The organism is Marinobacter salarius (genome assembly GCF_032922745.1).
Classification (GTDB): domain Bacteria; phylum Pseudomonadota; class Gammaproteobacteria; order Pseudomonadales; family Oleiphilaceae; genus Marinobacter.
On record NZ_CP136693.1, the window covers coordinates 2,866,497 to 2,882,689 of the forward strand.

Annotated in this window: 12 protein-coding genes; all 12 read left to right on the plus strand. The window is 57.6% G+C overall.

All coding sequences use genetic code 11. The features are described from left to right. Positions 1-93: 93 nt before the first annotated feature. Positions 94-3,312, plus strand: coding sequence for a FimV/HubP family polar landmark protein (locus tag R1T46_RS13180; RefSeq protein ID WP_317305732.1), 3,219 nt, complete (start codon positions 94-96; stop codon positions 3,310-3,312). A 106-nt stretch (positions 3,313-3,418) separates the two neighbouring features. Then, the gene (gene truA, locus R1T46_RS13185) at positions 3,419-4,315 is read left to right on the plus strand and encodes a tRNA pseudouridine(38-40) synthase TruA (RefSeq protein WP_317305733.1); all 897 of its coding nucleotides are present in this window, start codon (positions 3,419-3,421) and stop codon (positions 4,313-4,315) included. Positions 4,316-4,322: 7 nt separating this feature from the next. Then, on the plus strand, positions 4,323-4,952 hold the full coding sequence (locus tag R1T46_RS13190) for a phosphoribosylanthranilate isomerase (protein ID WP_317305734.1): 630 nt from the start codon (positions 4,323-4,325) through the stop codon (positions 4,950-4,952). After that, entirely contained in the window at positions 4,945-6,153 is a 1,209-nt protein-coding gene (gene trpB / locus R1T46_RS13195; protein WP_292050214.1) for a tryptophan synthase subunit beta, read from the plus strand. The genes R1T46_RS13190 and trpB overlap by 8 nt, the downstream gene beginning before the upstream one ends. Before the next feature lie 73 nt (positions 6,154-6,226). After that, a complete protein-coding gene (trpA, locus tag R1T46_RS13200) occupies positions 6,227-7,039 on the plus strand; it encodes a tryptophan synthase subunit alpha (RefSeq protein WP_036205493.1) in 813 nt (270 codons plus the stop codon). 40 nt (positions 7,040-7,079) lie between these two features. Next, positions 7,080-8,006 (plus strand): acetyl-CoA carboxylase, carboxyltransferase subunit beta, encoded by a 927-nt coding sequence (gene accD / locus R1T46_RS13205; RefSeq protein WP_317305735.1) that lies wholly within the window; start codon positions 7,080-7,082, stop codon positions 8,004-8,006. Then, positions 7,990-9,315, plus strand: a complete 1,326-nt coding sequence (gene folC / locus R1T46_RS13210) for a bifunctional tetrahydrofolate synthase/dihydrofolate synthase (protein WP_317305736.1) — start codon at positions 7,990-7,992, stop codon at positions 9,313-9,315. Before accD ends, folC begins: the two co-directional genes overlap by 17 nt. Before the next feature lie 112 nt (positions 9,316-9,427). After that, complete coding sequence (locus tag R1T46_RS13215) at positions 9,428-10,111, plus strand: SPOR domain-containing protein (RefSeq protein WP_317305737.1); 684 nt, start codon at positions 9,428-9,430, stop codon at positions 10,109-10,111. Between the two features lie 95 nt (positions 10,112-10,206). Continuing rightward, the gene (locus tag R1T46_RS13220; RefSeq protein WP_292050156.1) at positions 10,207-10,776 is read left to right on the plus strand and encodes a CvpA family protein; all 570 of its coding nucleotides are present in this window, start codon (positions 10,207-10,209) and stop codon (positions 10,774-10,776) included. 35 nt (positions 10,777-10,811) lie between these two features. Then, positions 10,812-12,335 carry an amidophosphoribosyltransferase gene (purF, locus tag R1T46_RS13225; protein WP_317305738.1) on the plus strand — a complete coding sequence of 508 codons (1,524 nt, stop codon included), beginning with the start codon at positions 10,812-10,814 and terminating at the stop codon, positions 12,333-12,335. Between the two features lie 29 nt (positions 12,336-12,364). Next, positions 12,365-13,606, plus strand: coding sequence for an O-succinylhomoserine sulfhydrylase (locus tag R1T46_RS13230; RefSeq protein ID WP_317305739.1), 1,242 nt, complete (start codon positions 12,365-12,367; stop codon positions 13,604-13,606). 6 nt (positions 13,607-13,612) lie between these two features. Then, the gene (locus R1T46_RS13235; protein WP_317305740.1) at positions 13,613-16,192 is read left to right on the plus strand and encodes a DNA translocase FtsK; all 2,580 of its coding nucleotides are present in this window, start codon (positions 13,613-13,615) and stop codon (positions 16,190-16,192) included. Position 16,193 lies beyond the last annotated feature (1 nt).

Here is a 16,193-nt window from a genome sequence, read left to right on the forward strand (position 1 = left end):
TAACGATAGTAATCAAGACGGAAGTCATCCAACCTCGTCCGATTCTGTTTGAAAAAAACAGTAACGAATAACGGAGACTGGTAAGGAAAAAGCATGAAGGTACGCAAGCTTGCGGTTGCTCTGGCTCTGGCGGGAGGGCTCGGTTCTGGCGTCGCACAGGCCCTGGGTCTGGGTGAAATTGAATTACAGTCCTATCTGAATGAGCCTCTGGACGCAGATATCAGTCTGCGTAAAAGCGAGGGCGTTGACCCTGGTGATGTATTTGTAAACATCGCCCCCGATTCAGCCTATGAACGGGTGGGTATCGATCGGAACTATTTCCTTACCAAACTTGATTTCCGCGTCACCACCGCCAGCGATGGCAGTCTGGTGGTGAACGTTTCGTCCCGTGAGCCATTGCGGGAGCCGTACCTCAATTTCCTGCTCGAAGTGACGTGGCCCAATGGGCGGCTGATGCGGGAATACGCGGTGCTGGTTGATCCCCCGGTGTATGCCGAGGAGTCCGGTGTGCAGGAAGAGGTTGCCGCTCCGGCTACCCGTCAGGCTTCAGAGCCAGCGCGCCAACAGCGGGCCAGGTCGACATCCCAGGAGCCCCGGCGCACAACTACCCAGCGTGCGAGGACTCTCGGGCCCACCGGGTCTTCCGATACCCTCTGGAATATTGCTGAGAGCATTCGCCCTGATAGCAGTGTATCCATGCAGCAGGTCATGCTTGCACTCCAGGACCTGAATCCCGACGCGTTTATTGCGGGTAACATCAACCGGCTCAAGCGTGGTGAAGTGCTGCGGGTGCCGGATATCGAACAGATCCGCAGTCGCTCCCGTGCCGAGGCCAACCGGCAGGTGGCTGCGCAAAACGATGCGTTATCGACTCCACAGCGCACCGTGGATGCCACGGATGCTGACGTTGCTTCAGGGCAGAGCGGTGGTGAGCAGGCCGGTGGTGATGAATTGAGGTTGCTGGCAAGCGAAGATAGCAGCACTCGTGATGCCGAAGAAGGTGGTTCTGCTGGCGGTGACGGCGATACGGCCGGCGGCGTGGACGCAGGCTCCGCCGTTGCCATGGAAGAGCTCGAAAGTGCCCGACGAGAAAACGACGAACTGAGTGGTCGGGTTGATGACCTCCAGGACCAAGTGGAAACACTTCAGCGTCTGCTCGAACTGAAAAATACCCAGCTTGCCGAAATGCAGCAAGCTGGAGGCGACAGCGGCGAGCCTGCAGATGGGCCACAGTCGGAGACATCGCCTGAGCAAGTAGCCCAGGGGGATGCAGAGATGTCCTCCGATGGCGACGCTGCTGATATGGTTGAAGAAGACGCGGGTGTTGCGGGCAATGTGGCTGCTGACCAGGAAGCGGCCGATCCAGCAGCAACCGATATGGATGAAGCAACCGTCGCGGAGGCTGAAGAGGGTTCCGACGCACCTGCGATGGGTGGTGATGCTGGCATGACAGAGGACGACGTGGCGTCCGACGGCATGGATGCCGGATCCGCCACTGAGGGAGAGTCCGGTCAGCAGGACGCAGAGGTTGCAGCGCCAGCGTCCGAGCAGCCGGCCAGCGAAGTATCGACATCGCCGGCGGAGCCTGACAAAGGCTTCCCGGACAACATCATTAGCGCGATCACCAACAACCCGATGTATCAGATAGCCCTTGGCGGCGGTTTGGTTGTTCTGTTGCTGTTACTCCTGTTGCTGGCACGTCGCAATGCCAATCGTGAGAAGTCGTTCTACGATCAGCTGAACAGTGAAACGGATGCGGAGGCCGATACCTTCGATCTCACCCTGGATGACGAAGACGTTGGGGAATCGCCGGAAGGTGATCCTCTGGCGGAAGCCGACGCCTACATCGCATATGGCCGCATGGATCAGGCCGCGCAATCTCTGGAAACCGCGATTTCCCGCGAACCCAGCCGAACAGACCTGCGCCTGAAACTACTTGGTGTCTATGCGGATACCCAGGACCGGCAATCCTTTGAGAAGCAGCTTGGTGAGGTTGAGGCCCTGGGCGACGACCAGGCTATCGCCGAAGCGCACGAGATGCGTGCACGTTTGGAAGAGGCTGAATCAATGCCTAGCATTGATGATCTCGAATCGCAGTTGAGATCGGACTCTTTCGATACCGACTCACGTGAAGAGGATCCGGTATTCGATGAATCTGCTTCAGGCCGCTCTGACTCTTCAGCGGGTGATGAGCTTGAGGATGAGTTTGGCAGTCTGGAAACGGACCTCTCTGATCTGGATGAAACCGAAGAGGCCTACTCAGAGGGTTCCGAAAGGGAGCCAGGGCCAGATGATCTGATTGAATACGACCTGTCTGGCATTGAAAGCACGTCTGATAAGGAGGAAGAGGCTGTTGAAGAGACTGAGGGTCAGGCTGACGACGCTTTCGACTTCTCACTTGAGGATGAGTCAATCGAGGAGTTGGAAACGTCCGATGAAAGCGATGATCTGAGTCTTGATTTTTCGGATGAGGAACTGGATTCCGGCAAAGCGCTCGAAGAATCGGATGAGTTCGACTCATTAGGGCTGGATGAGGACGAGCTGGAAACAACCCGCGCTGATGATCGGGCGGACCAGGACTCGGCAGGCGAGGCTCTGGAAGACGGAGACCTGGAGGAAGCGAATCTTGAGGAAGGAGATCTTGAGGAAGGAGATCTTGAGGAAGAGGGAGATCTGGATTCCCTGGACGAGTCCTTCCTGGACGAACTGGATGCCGAGTTGGATAAGGTCGCTGGAGAAGATGAGACGCCTGCCGATGACGAACAAAGCGAACTTGACGACCTCGAGCTTGATGTTTCCGATGAGGACCTTGCGCTGATGGAAGAGTTTGCTGATTCGGGCGATTCCGCCGGTACCGATGCGAGCGACAATCCTCAGGAGGAAGATTCCACGCCTCTGGATGAGGAGCTCGGTCTTGAGGATGGCTTGACTGGCGAGGAGCCTGCGGATCCGGAAGAGACCGTCGCAGGCGTCGAGGAAGTGGAAGACGAGCTTCCCGAGCTCAGCGATGATGACCTTGCTGCCGCCGAGTCCGCGGAGGATGAATCAGGAGAGCCTCCTGTGGCGTCAGATTCCGCGTCCTCAAAGGCTGGTTCCAGTGCGGATGACATCGATGAAGCCGATCTTGGCGACGACGATGACTTCGATTTCCTGACAGGCACCGATGAAGCGTCAACCAAACTTGACCTTGCCAGAGCCTACGTGGAAATGGGCGACGTTGATGGAGCCAGGGATATCCTTGAGGAAGTTTCTCTGGAAGGAAATGAGGAGCAAAAAGCGGAAGCGCAGGATCTCCTTAAAAATCTGTCCTGATTCGATATAATCAGTACAGGGAACGAGAAACGCCGGCTACCGGGCCCGTCCCGGATTTAAGCCGGCGTTTTGTTTTTATTATCAGCTTGCCAATCCGGACACTTCATTGTTTGTTACGCCACAACCACTGACCACTGACAGCGCCATCGGGGCGGGGCGGGTCGCGCTAGCTTTTGAATACGATGGCCGGGGTTTCCACGGCTGGCAATATCAGAAGTCAGGCGTGCGGTCGGTTCAGGGAGAGCTGACCCAGGCAGTTTCAAAGGTTGCTGACCATCCTGTTGAACTCGTTTGCGCGGGCCGTACGGATGCGGGCGTGCACGCCAGTTACCAGATTGCGCATTTCGAGACACCCTCGGTGCGTAACCCCAGGTCCTGGGTCATGGGAATCAACACCTCATTACCGCAAGATATTGCGGTTCATTGGGCGGGTAATGGGGTGGATGACTTCCACGCCCGTTTTTCCGCAACCTATCGCCGGTACCGCTATGTGATCTATAACCATGCGGTAAGGCCGGGCATCCTTCATGGGCAGGTTAGCTGGACGTTTCGCCCCCTGGATGCAGCGCTGATGCATCAGGCTGCCCAGTTTCTTTGCGGTGAGCACGACTTCTCCTCGTTTCGCGCGGCCGGCTGCCAGTCGAGATCCCCCATCCGGTTCCTTGAAGCCATTGATGTAACCCGAAAAGGGAACTTTGTCGTAATAGATGTGCAGGCAAATGCGTTCCTGCATCATATGGTTCGCAATATCGCCGGTGCACTGATGTCCGTGGGTACGGGGAAGCAGCGGCCGGAAGGGATTCGTGAGATACTTGAGGCCAGGGACAGGACGGTTGCAGGTGTAACGGCACCGCCCCATGGGCTTTATCTGGTGGATGTAGGGTACCCGGAAGGGTTCTCTATCCCGGCAGCTCAGTGCGGGCCGGGGTTCGTCGCACCCTGGTTTGACGCCGATGAAAACCGACCACGCAGTCCGACTCACATACACCGAAAACAGCGATAAACGGCTTATGAGAACCCGGGTCAAGATCTGCGGTATCACCCGAAAACAGGACGTTATTGCCGCTGCCAATGCTGGAGCTGATGCCCTGGGCTTCGTGTTCTATGAACCCAGTCCAAGGTATGTGGCACCTGATGCGGCCAGGGAACTGGTTGATGCGGCTCCTCCCTTTGTAACGGCAACGGGGCTGTTCGTTAACCCTGAAGCGTCTTTTGTCCGGGAGGTGCTGTCGCAGGTGCCGCTGGATCTTCTCCAGTTCCATGGCGATGAATCTCCGGAATTTTGCAACAGTTTCGGTGTTCGCTGGATTAAAGCCGTGCGGGTGCGCGAAACTGATGATATCGAACATGCCTTTGAGCATTACCGTAACGCCAGCGGCCTGCTGGTGGATGCATGGGACCCACAGAAATACGGCGGTACCGGGCAGTCCTTTAGCTGGTCATTGATACCGCCCCGGCGCCCATTGCCTCTCATATTGGCCGGCGGCCTGGCTTCTGATAATGTATCCCGCGCTGTTGCGCAGGTGCGCCCCTGGGCCGTCGATGTCAGTGGTGGTGTGGAGAGCAGCAAAGGCATCAAAGACGACGAAAAGATCACTGATTTTATAAACGAGGTTCACCGTGTCGATGAAACTGACTGAAGAAATGCTCAAGGCGCTTCCGGATGCACGGGGTCACTTTGGTGCTTACGGCGGAAGATTTGTCTCCGAAACCCTGTTCGATTCACTAATGACCCTGGAGCGTGAGTACAAAAGGCTAAAGGACGATCCGGAGTTCCAGGCGGAGTTTGATCGGGACCTTGCGCATTATGTTGGCCGGCCCAGCCCGCTGTACTTTGCTGAAAGACTGAGCCGGGAAACCGGTGGTGCACAAATCTGGCTGAAGCGTGAAGATCTCAACCACACGGGCGCGCACAAGGTAAATAACACCATCGGTCAGGCGCTGCTGGCGAGCTTTCTGGGCAAAAAACGGGTCATTGCGGAAACGGGTGCCGGGCAGCATGGCGTTGCCACAGCGACGGTGTGCGCGCGCCTGGGCCTAGAGTGCCACGTGTTCATGGGCGCCGAGGATGTAAAGCGACAGTCCCTGAACGTTTACCGGATGAAACTGCTTGGCGCTGAGGTTCACTCGGTTCAGAGTGGCACCCGTACTCTCAAGGACGCCATGAACGATGCCATGCGTGACTGGGTGGCGAACGTTGACGACACCTTCTACATCATTGGTACGGTTGCCGGGCCTCACCCTTATCCGCTGCTGGTGCGTGATTTCCAGTCAGTCATCGGGCGAGAAACCCGCGAACAGTCCCTGGCCCAGGCGGGTAAACTGCCGGATGCGCTGGTGGCCTGTGTCGGTGGTGGTTCCAACGCCATCGGCATGTTTTATCCGTTCCTGACCGACGAGAGTGTGGAAATGTACGGTGTGGAAGCCGGTGGCCTGGGTATTGAGACCGGAAAACATGCGGCGCCGTTGAGTGCGGGACGTCCGGGTGTGCTTCACGGTAACCGGACGTACCTGATGGAAGACGAGAATGGCCAGATCGCGGGCACCCATTCGGTCAGTGCCGGCCTTGATTACCCGGGCGTCGGGCCTGAGCACAGCTGGCTCAAGGACATTGGCCGCGCCCACTACGTGTCGGTGACCGACGATGAGGCTCTGGATGGCTTCCGGAAGCTGACACGGGTAGAGGGTATTATGCCAGCGCTTGAGACCGCCCATGCGGTGGCCTACGCTATCAAGCTCGCCGCCACGATGGACAAAGACCAGGTGGTAGTGATCAACGTCTCCGGTCGCGGTGACAAGGACATACACACCATCGCTCAACTGGATGGCATCGAGGTTTAAGCAGTGGCCCGGTATCTGACGGCAGGCGCCGGGCCAGTACGGACTGCAGTGCAGGATAATCACAGGAGCAGGCATGAGTCGAATTGAAGGGGTGCTGAAAGCCTTGAAAGGGCAGGGTCGCAAGGCGCTGATTCCGTACATTACCGCTGGCGATCCCCATCCGGATCTCACCGTTGACCTGATGCACACCCTGGTGTCGGCGGGTGCCGATATCATTGAGCTGGGCGTGCCTTTCTCCGACCCAATGGCGGACGGCCCGGTGATTCAACAGGCGTGTGAGAGAGCGCTGGTGCACGGGACGTCATTGCGTCAGGTGCTGGGAATGGTGAAAACGTTCCGTGAGAAAGACAATGCCACACCGGTCGTGCTGATGGGTTACCTCAACCCGATGGAGGCCATGGGTCAGGAGAAATTCGCTGACGCGGCTGTTGATGCGGGGGTTGACGGTATCCTGACGGTGGATTTGCCGCCGGAAGAAGCGGACGAAGTGGCGCCATTGTTTACGGCCCGGAACCTTGACGCGATTTTTCTGTTGGCACCAACCACGACGGACGACCGGATTCGTGCAATCAGTGAGCACAGTTCGGGCTATGTGTACTATGTTTCATTCAAGGGTGTTACGGGTGCCGGTAAGATCGATGTGGATGAAGTGGCCTCGAAGGTTTCCCATATCCACGAACTGACCGCGCTTCCGGTAGGTGTTGGATTTGGTATTCGTGATGCTGCAACAGCGGCAGCGGTCGGCCGGGTATCCGATGGTGTAATTGTCGGCAGTGTACTGGTCGATACAATAGCCCGAAATCAGGCGGATCCTGATCAGCTCAAACGGGCCTTGTCGGATCTGCTCCACCCGATGCGAGAAGCACTGGACAGCCTGGCTTCCTAACAGTCAGGTTCCCGCAGGCATCAAAGGACAGGATGAGATCATGAGTAACTGGCTGGACAAGATCATGCCGAGCAAGATCCGCTCGGAATCCAAACAACGGACCGGTGTTCCTGAAGGTCTGTGGAAGAAATGTCCCAAGTGTGGGGCGTTTTTGTACAAGCCGGAGCTGGATAAGAATCTGGACGTGTGCCCCAAGTGCCAGCATCACCTGAGGATAACTGCCCGCCGTCGCCTGGATGTTTTCCTGGACGCCGACGGCCGCCAGGAAATTGCGGCTGATCTCGAACCTTGGGATCGCCTGAAGTTCAAGGACAGCAAGCGGTACAAGGATCGCTTGAGCCAGAACCAGAAAACCACTGGTGAAAAAGATGCCTTGGTTGCCATGCGTGGTGCCTGCCTGGATATTCCAATGGTAGCGGTGGCCTTTGAATTCAACTTCCTTGGCGGCTCGATGGGTCAGGTCGTGGGTGAAAAGTTCGTTCAGGCGGCCAATGTGTGCCTGGAGGAGCGGATTCCTTTGGTGTGTTTCTCCGCCAGCGGAGGCGCACGGATGCAGGAGGCGATTCTTTCGCTGATGCAGATGTCCAAGACGGCTGCCGTGCTTGAGCGCATGAAGCAGGAGGGTATTCCCTATATCTCGGTCATGACCGACCCGGTATTCGGCGGCGTATCCGCAAGTCTTGCCATGCTGGGAGATCTGAATATTGCAGAGCCCTATGCTCTGATCGGCTTTGCCGGCCCCCGTGTTATCGAGCAAACCGTTCGTGAAAAACTGCCCGAAGGCTTCCAACGCAGCGAGTTCCTGCTGGAGCATGGTGCCATCGATATGATTCTCCATCGCCATCAGATGCGCGAGCGTATTGCTGCCGTGTTGGCCAAGTTTACCGATCTGGACCAGCCAGCCACGGAAGCGCCCATCGAGTTTGAAGTGTCGGAACGACCTGAAACCGATGTCCCCGCAGAATAGTTCCGCCGCCCGGCACCTTCCCGTGCCGGGCGGCGAAGCCACGCTCGATCAGTGGCTTGGTTACCTGGAGTCGATCCACCCTTCTGAAATTGATCTCGGTCTTGACCGGGTACTACTGGTGCTGCGGCGGTTGTTTCGGCGAAATCCGTCCGGGCGAATCATCACCATTGCAGGTACCAATGGAAAGGGCAGTGCGGTAGCGGCCCTTGAGAAGTTGTTAATGGCGTCGGGGCGATCGACCGGAGCCTATACGTCTCCCCACCTCCAGAACTATAACGAGCGGGTACGGATCAATGGGGTGGATGCCAGCGATGACCAGTTGGTTCGTGCTTTTTACCAGGTGGAGGAAGCCCGCCGTGATACCACGCTGACGTATTTCGAGTTCGGAACCCTCGCTGCGTTTGTGTTGTTCCAAGAGGCGGGTGTCGAGGACTGGGTTCTTGAGGTCGGGCTGGGCGGACGCCTGGATGCCGTCAATGTACTGGATCCGGACCTGGCCATTATTACCTCGGTTGATATCGATCACGTTGCCTTCCTCGGAGACAACCGTGAAGTCATCGGTTTTGAGAAGGCGGGCATTCTTCGCCCCGGCATACCCGCTGTTTATGCGGATTTCGATCCACCTGCCTCAGTGTTGCAGCAGACAGCCGCCCAGAAGGTTCAGCTTGAGCGTCAAGGTGAGACCTATCAGTTGGTGCCGTGCGACCCGGGCATAGCACCCGTTGGCAGCGTGTGGCTGGAGCAGGCGCGCTACGGCGACCGGGTATTGCTTCCAGACAACGGGCTTCCCGTCCACAGTCTGGCCGCAGCGGTTGTTGCGATAAGGCAGTTGGCGCCGGAAGTGGCGCCCAGTGCCATTGAGCAGGTTATCGCCCGGCTGACGTTGCCAGGTCGCTATGAAGTGTTGCAGCAGCAACCTACGGTGGTGGTTGATGTCGGCCATAACCCCCACGCCGCCAACTGGCTGGCGGCTCGCATCGGGCGGCGGGAGCCCGGGGCCGGTCGCGTTATTGCTGTATACGCCGCCCTCGCAGACAAGGATGTGGAGGGGGTGGCCGGTGCGATGGCTCCGGTGGTCGATGAGTGGCACCTGGCAGGTCTGGACGTTCATCGTGGGTTGTCCAGCATCGAGCTGGCTGACCGCATTGGCGGACTGCTTCGGCAGCCTGCAGCCACAACCGCTGTCTCGGTCGCTGCAGCTGTGGAGAATGCTCTGGATGGTGCCAGGCCGGAAGATTTGGTGGTGATATTCGGGTCCTTTTATACGGTAGCGCAAGCTCGGGTCACTCTGGTTGAAACGGCGCCTTAAATATCCTTCATTCCGTGGCTGAAGCTTTGAGTTATCCGCATTGGGCGGTTAGTATCGGGCACAGAAAGTCGTCAATGATGGCGGGGCAGGAACAAACAGGGGACAACCTAACGTGGACGGACTGAAACAAAGAATCATCGGGGCTCTTGTACTGGTGTCACTTGCCGTAATCTTTGTGCCGATGATGTTCGATGAGCCACACTCTGAGCGCGAATCCACCACGATCAAGATCCCGGAAGAACCGCCGTTCCCCGAGGTAGATGCGCCCGAGCCAGAACTTTCCGATGCCCCGGCGTACCGGCTTGAGGAAAGCGATGCGTCTGGCGAGTCGGATCAGGCTCCTCAACTGTCAAATGACCAGCCAGCAAGCGATGCCGAGATGGCGAATGCTGAGCCACAGCCAGCCGCTGCTGACCCGGTCGAAGAACTACAGAATCCACCAGAATCCTCTCCTGAACCCTCTCCTGAACCCGCTCCAGAATCGTCACCATCTGACAACGCTGGCTCAGAAGGCTCTGTCGCTGAAACCGATTCGGCGGAGTATGCCCGCTCGCTTGAGGGTGCCTGGGTTGTCCAGTTGGGCAGCTTTGGCAGTGGGGACAACGCCAGGCGGTTGCGTGACGAAGTGCGTGACAAGGGTTACAGCTCTCATCTGCAACAGGTTACGCGCGGTGACACCGAACTGACCCGTGTTTTCAGTGGCCCTTTCGCGGAAAAGGCTGAGGCTGAAAGGGCAAAACAAGCGCTCGACAAAGCCTTTGGTCTCAACAGCCTGGTCACCTCCGGCGGCAAATAACCCGGGCTTCTCCTGTCACTTATGCGCACAGGGCGGTTTGGTCGGGTGACGTTTCCTGATAGAATTCGCGCTTCCTTATTTCCACCGGGTTTTCCATGGATGCGCTGATCTGGATTGACTGGGTCATCATTGCCCTGATAACGGTTTCCACCCTAATCAGCCTGAAGCGTGGCTTTGTAAAAGAAGCGCTCTCGCTGATCACGTGGGTGGGGGCGTTTATCCTTGCCCGTACATTCCACCCTCAGATGCAATCTCTCCTTGAGAGTACCGTTGAAACGCCGCTTGTGCGGCTTGTCGCGGCCTTCGCGATTCTGTTCTTTGGTACCCTTATCGTTGGTGCCATAATCAATAACATGATCGGTCATCTGGTCAGGGCGACTGGCCTTTCCGCCACTGACAGAGTGCTCGGCATGGGATTCGGCCTTTTACGGGGCGTCGTAGTGGTGATTGTCGGGATTGCGCTTACCCGCTACACGCCGCTGTCAGAAGACACCTGGTGGCGTACATCCGTCATGATAGACCGTCTGGCCGTGGTGGAGGATTGGTCAAGAAGAACCCTCGGAGATGAATTTGCCCGCTTTCTCGGGCCGGCAGGCGGGGAAAAGGATAACCCCTCCGGTTCTCAGCAGGAAGACAACGTGGAACCCGCTTCCGCGTCCCGCTAACATTCAGTATTAACGCTTCGGAGATTACCGTATCCATGTGTGGCATTGTCGGCATAGTCAGTACTTCCAACGTGAATCAGTCGCTTTACGACGCGCTGACCGTATTACAACACCGGGGCCAGGATGCAGCGGGAATTGTTACCTTTCAGGATGAGCGCTTTTACCTGCGCAAGGACAACGGGCTGGTGCGCGACGTGTTCCGTACCCGTCACATGCGCCGGTTGGTGGGTAATGTTGGTATCGGCCATGTACGGTATCCCACGGCGGGCAGTTCCAGTTCGGCGGAAGCGCAGCCGTTTTACGTTAACAGCCCCTACGGTATTACCCTGGCCCATAACGGCAACCTGACCAACGCCGACGACCTTAGCCGTGATCTGTTTCGTACCGATCTCCGCCACATCAATACCAACTCTGATTCCGAAGTCCTGTTGAACGTGTTTGCCCATGAGCTTCAGAAGTTGGGTAAACTGGACCCGACCAAGGAAGAGATTTTTGCGGCCGTACGGGCCGTGCACAAACGCTGCCGCGGCGCCTATGCGGTTATCGCCATGATCACCGGATATGGCATCGTCGGTTTCCGAGACCCCAACGGCATTCGCCCGGCCTGTTATGGTGTGCGCAAGACCGAAGAGGGTGAGGAGTACATGATTGCCTCCGAGAGCGTGGCGCTGAGTGCCGCAGGCTTCAAACTGGTGCGAGACATCGCGCCAGGTGAGGCGGTGTACATTGAAACCGATGGCACGCTTTATACTCAGCAGTGCGCTGAGGAAGCCCACCTTTACCCCTGTATATTCGAGCACGTGTATTTTGCGCGGCCGGATTCCATTATCGACAAGGTATCGGTCTACAAGGCGCGGCTGCGGATGGGGGAGACCCTGGCGGAGAAAGTGCTGCGGGAGCGTCCGGACCATGATATCGATGTGGTGATGCCGATACCGGATACCAGTCGCACCTCTGCGATGCAGATGGCGCATCGGCTGGGGGTGAAGTTCCGTGAAGGCTTTATCAAGAATCGCTATATCGGCCGTACCTTTATCATGCCGGGCCAGAAGATGCGGAAGAAGTCCGTGCGCCAGAAGCTGAACCCGATCGATCTCGAGTTCCGGGGTAAGAACGTCATGCTGGTGGACGATTCCATTGTGCGGGGAACCACCTGCAAGGAAATCGTGCAGATGGCCAGAGATGCCGGTGCCCGTAAGGTTTACTTCGCGTCAGCAGCGCCCCCGGTTCGCTACCCCAATGTCTACGGCATTGATATGCCGTCGGTGAACGAGTTGATCGCCCACGACCGAAGTGTTCAGGAGATCGGCGAGCTCATCGGCGCGGACTGGTTGCTGTACCAAAATCTGGATGATCTCATTACCTGTGTAAATGACGTTAATCCGGAGATCGAGGGCTGGGAGTGTTCCGTTTTTACCGGCAATTACGTCACCGGTGATGTGGACGCAGCCTATCTCAATAAACTGGAGGCGGCCCGCAATGACGAGAACATGTCCCAGGCCGGCGCCGGAGATTCTTCCGACAACGGCATTATTGATCTGTATAACGACGAAGACTGACCCAGCATGGCCATAAACAGGAGCTTGTCATGACGTATAGCCGCGAAGAGCATGTTCTGATCCCCGAGTCGGATCTTGAGGGCATGGCGGTGGACACCCTCGCGGTCCGTGCCGGTCAGATCCGTACTGGTCAACTGGAGCACAGCGACGCGATTTTCCCAACGTCGAGTTTCGTCTATGGCAGTGCCGCACAGGCAGCGGCCCGGTTTGGTGGTGAGGAGCCGGGCAATATCTATTCCCGTTTTACCAATCCCACGGTACAGGCGTTTGAATCCCGTATTGCGGCGATGGAAGGCGGTGAGCGTGCTGTAGCGACGTCGTCCGGCATGGCGGCCATCCTGGCGACCTGCATGGCGCTGCTGAAAGCGGGTGATCACGTGATTTGCTCGCGGGGCGTGTTTGGCACCACCAATGTGCTTTTTCAGAAGTACCTGGCGAAGTTCGGTGTGGACACCACCTTTGTGGGCCTGACGGATATGTCGCAATGGCAGGCTGCGGTGCGCCCTGAAACCCGGATGCTGTTCATCGAAACGCCAACGAACCCGTTGTGCGAAGTCGCCGACATGGAGGCACTGTCCGGGTTGGCCCGGGCGAATGACGCCTTGTTCGTCGTGGACAACTGTTTTTGTACACCCGTGCTGCAGCGCCCATTTGAGCATGGTGCCGATATCATCATTCACTCTGCCACCAAGTATCTGGATGGCCAGGGGCGCTGTGTCGGCGGTGTGGTTGTTGGTCCCAACAAGTTGATGGAGGAGGTTTACGGTTTCCTTCGTTCTGCCGGTCCCACCATGAGCCCATTTAACGCATGGGTTTTCCTTAAGGGCCTGGAAACCTTACCAATCCGTATGCGCGCCCATTGTGACAATGCGTTAGAGTTGGCAACGTGGCTTGAAGGGCAGGGCGCGGTGGACCAGGTATTCTATGCCGGTTTGCCTGACCATCCACAGCATGAACTGGCGAAACGCCAGCAAAGCGGGTTTGGTGGTGTCCTTGCCTTTACTGTCAAAGGTGGCCGGGAACAGGCATGGGCGTTCATCGATGCAACCCGGATGATCTCCATTACCGCCAATCTTGGCGACGTAAAAACCACGATTACCCATCCGGCTACAACCACGCACGGCCGCCTGTCCCCCGAAGACAAGCAACAGGCGGGCATTACCGAAAATCTGGTAAGGATCTCGGTGGGTATTGAAGCCATTGAGGATCTCAAGACCGATCTGCAACGCGGGTTTGAGGCTCTTGAAAATTACCGTCAGGGAACTGTCTGAGCATTCATGGCTGAGAGCGTAAAAGCAAAAAAATCCGGTGAGCTGACCGAAAAACAGGAGCGGTTCCGTCGCTTCCTGGCCCAGGGGGCCAGGGAAGGCGCGGTGATCGCCCTAATCGCCCTGTGCATTTACCTGGGAATGGCGCTGGTTACCTTCAGCCTTTCGGACCCTGGTTGGGCCAGCATCGGGCACGACACCAGTGTGCAAAATTACGCAGGCAGAACCGGTGCCTGGTTGGCCAGTCTTCTGCGTGACTTTTTCGGCCACGTCGCCTTTCTGTTTCCCGTAATGATCGCTGGCTATGCGTTAATGCTGATCCGCCGCCGCAATGACTCCATCGACATGCACATGCCGCTGTTCCTGCTGCGGTTCGGCGGTTTCCTGCTGATTCTGCTGTCGGCCACCAGTCTATTGTCGCTCTATTCGGTGTTCGGGCTAGGGGTGACGTCCGGCGGGGTGCTAGGCGCTGCGGTGTCCGAAGCTATGGTGCGCTTTTTCAACCTGCCGGCCACGACCCTGCTGCTCATCGCAATTTTCCTGTTTGCGCTGACGGTCAGCACCGGGCTGTCCTGGTTCTGGTTGATGGATCAGGTTGGCAACCTGACGCTCCGTACCGTTAACAGCACCAAGAATCTGTTCTCCTCTTCCGGCAAGGAAAAGCCCAAGCCAGCGGCTAAAGCCCCGGCCGCGCCCGAACCTGCGAAGAAGCCACCAGAGCCCCCCACGGTGCGGGACAAGGTGGTAACCCAAAAATCTCCTGCGACAGGCAAATCCTGGTGGCGGCGCCTGCTGGGCCTAAGGCCCCGAGCCGATAAAGCCAAAGCATCAACACCCCGCCCGGAGCGAAAAGAGCCGGGCCTGGAAGGAATACTGCCAGTTGATGATGCCGAACCGGCGCGGCTGGAAAGCTTCAGCTCCCAGGATGACACGACACCGGTGGCCAAACCGTCGGCAAAGGGGAATTCCAAGTCTCCCGGGAAATCCCTGAAAATATCTCCGTTCAAGCGGGATGATCAGTCTGCTGGCGGCACCAATGGCGTCAAAAGCAAGCAGGCGTCTCTGCTGGAAGACATTGAAAGCACCATTCCGCCCATTACCCTTCTGGACCCGCCGGAGGAGCACAAGGAAAGGGGCTATTCCGAGGAGTCGCTTCAACACATGTCGCGGTTGCTGGAAGAAAAACTCGCGGATTTCGGCGTTTCCGTGGAAGTGGTCGAGGTTAACCCAGGGCCGGTTATTACCCGGTTTGAGATAAAACCCGCGCCCGGCGTCAAGGTCAGCAAGATTTCCAATCTGGCGAAGGATCTTGCCCGTTCCCTGGCGGTCCTCAGTGTTCGCGTGGTTGAGGTGATTCCGGGCAAGTCGGTAGTGGGGATCGAAATACCGAACGAAGAGCGGGAAATGGTCCGGCTCAGTGAGGTGTTGAACGCCCGGGTGTTCCAGGACTCTTCGTCTGCCTTGACCCTGGCGTTGGGTAACGATATTGGCGGCAATCCAATGGTGGCCAATCTGGCGAAGATGCCCCACCTGCTGGTGGCCGGCACAACCGGTTCCGGCAAGTCGGTGGGCGTCAACGCCATGATACTGAGCATGCTGTTGAAAGCCACTCCCGAAGAAGTTCGTTTCATCATGGTCGACCCCAAGATGCTTGAGTTGAGCATCTATGATGGTATTCCGCATCTGTTGGCGCCGGTGGTCACCGATATGAAAGACGCGGCCAACGCGCTGCGCTGGTGTGTGGCGGAAATGGAGCGCCGGTATCGGCTGTTGGCGAGCCTGGGAGTACGCAACCTGGCTGGCTACAACCGTAAGGTTAGGGATGCAGCCGCAGCAGGTGAACCACTGCTCGATCCGACCTGGAAACCGGATGAGTACCTGGCGGACGACGAGCAGGAACGCCCTGAACTGGAAACCCTGCCGTTCATCGTGGTGGTCATCGACGAATTTGCCGACATGATGATGATCGTCGGCAAGAAGGTCGAGGAGCTTATTGCGCGAATCGCCCAGAAAGCCCGTGCCGCAGGCATCCACCTCGTCCTTGCGACGCAACGGCCATCTGTGGACGTTATCACCGGCTTGATCAAGGCCAACATTCCGACCCGGATGTCGTTCCAGGTGTCGTCCAAGATCGATTCCCGCACGGTACTGGACCAGGGCGGGGCGGAGCAGTTGTTGGGACACGGTGACATGCTCTACCTGCCCCCGGGCTCCGGGCTGCCGGTGCGGGTGCATGGCGCCTTCGTCGACGATGACGAAGTCCACCGCGTTGTCAGTGCCTGGAAGGATCGCGGCGAGCCCGTTTATGTGGACGATGTACTGAACGGGGCCGAAGGCGAGAACCTGCCTGGCGTGCCTAACCTGAGCGAAGGTGGGGGCGACAGTGAGGGAGATGCGCTATTCGATGAGGCGGTTGCCTTTGTCACCGAAGGTAGGCGGGTTTCAATTTCATCCGTACAGCGTAAATTCAAGATCGGCTATAACCGGGCCGCCAACCTGGTCGACGCCATGGAAGCATCCGGTGTGGTCAGCGCAGCCGGGCACAATGGCGCCCGGGAAGTTCTGGCACCACCGCCACCGAGAGATTAGG